The organism is Agathobacter ruminis, from assembly GCF_002735305.1.
Lineage (GTDB): Bacteria > Bacillota > Clostridia > Lachnospirales > Lachnospiraceae > Roseburia > Roseburia ruminis.
Genome location: NZ_PDYG01000067.1, coordinates 1 through 1,539, shown reverse-complemented (window position 1 = coordinate 1,539; position 1,539 = coordinate 1). Strand labels below are relative to the sequence as shown.

Sequence of the window (1,539 nt, the reverse complement as noted above, 5' to 3'; positions counted from 1 at the left end):
TGTACCGACCCCCAAAAGTTAGACCAAAAAATCTAACGATTGGAGGTCGGTATTTTTATGTCCAAATATTCCTTTGAATTTAAAAAGAATGTTGTAAACGCATATCTTAACGGAGAGGGCGGCTATAGTTATCTTGCTAAAAGGTTTGGAATTCCAAATAAAAGTAAAGTCAAACTATGGGTGGACAACTATAATACATTTGGTGATGAAGGGTTAAAACCTTCTAGAAAAAAAGATTTTTATTCTTTTGAAAAGAAACTTTCTGTAGTAGAGTTATATTTATCAAGTGAAATCTCGTATCAGGATTTAGCTCTGCAAGAAGGAATTACTAATCCAAGTATGATTACAAACTGGGTTAATCGCTTTCACATTTCTGGTCCTGATGCTTTGAGGCCACACAAGAAAGGGCGGAAGAAAACTTTGGACAAGTCTAAGATAAATAATAAATCTCAAGAAGTAGAAGAAAAAACAATTGATACCAGTGCTGAGCATGTAAAAGAATTGGAAGATGAGCTTCTTAAGTTAAGAATCGAAAATGCTTTTTTAAAAGAACTGAGGAGGCTGCGTTTAGAGGACGAGGCAAAAATGAGAGAACGGCGCTCGTCATCAACAGCCTCCGAGGAGAATTCAGACTAAAAGACCTTCTCTCTTATACCGGAATGCCTAAAGCAACATACATGTATTGGCAAAAAAGATTTGATAGAGAAAATCCAGACAAAGAAATTGAAGAAAAGATGTTGGAGATTCGAAAGGTTAATAAGGATTATGGTTATCGTCGAATGTTAGGAGAGCTTAAAAATCAGGGATACTGTATCAACAAAAAGAAAGTACAAAGAATTATGCAAAAACTTGATTTACAGGTCACTTCATTCACTCGAAAAAGCCGTAAATATAGTTCTTATAAAGGTAAGGTTGGAACTGTCGCGCCTAATAGGATACGCCGTCGTTTTAACACATCCATACCTCATCAAAAGATAACAACCGATACAACAGAGTTTAAATACTACGAGATTGATTCAAAAGGTCATATGGTAATGAAAAAACTATATCTTGACCCATTTATGGATATGTTTAATGGAGAAATTCTTAGTTTTAGAATTGATAAACGTCCAACGGCCAAAAATGTGATGGACGCTATGGATGAAGCGATTAAGATAACATCGGATTGTCCATATCGCAGAACCTTCCACTCGGATCAAGGATGGGCTTATCAAATGAAAGCTTATTCACATCGACTTAAGGAAGAACGAATCTTCCAAAGCATGTCCAGAAAAGGAAATTGCCACGATAACTCAGTTATGGAAAACTTCTTTGGGCTACTAAAACAAGAAATCTATTATGGTGTTGTTTATTACAGTTATGAAGAATTAAAATCAGAAATCGAGCGATATATAAAGTATTACAATGAACAAAGAATTAAAGAGAAACTAGGATGGATGAGTCCTGTTCAATACAGGCTCAGCCTCTTGGCTGCATAAAAAAAGCGTAGCAGCCAAAAACTGCTACGCTTAAAAAGTCTAACTTTTTGGGGTCACCTCA

1 protein-coding gene is annotated in these 1,539 nt (G+C 35.7%); it reads left to right on the top strand.

Going from position 1 to position 1,539, the window contains the following annotated elements:
- Positions 1-57: 57 nt before the first annotated feature.
- A protein-coding gene (locus CSX02_RS08620; RefSeq protein ID WP_242970451.1) for an IS3 family transposase occupies positions 58-1,478 on the top strand; the annotation gives its coding sequence in 2 pieces (ribosomal slippage) (positions 58-544 and positions 544-1,478; 1,422 coding nt in all).
- The last annotated feature ends 61 nt before the right edge of the window (positions 1,479-1,539 follow it).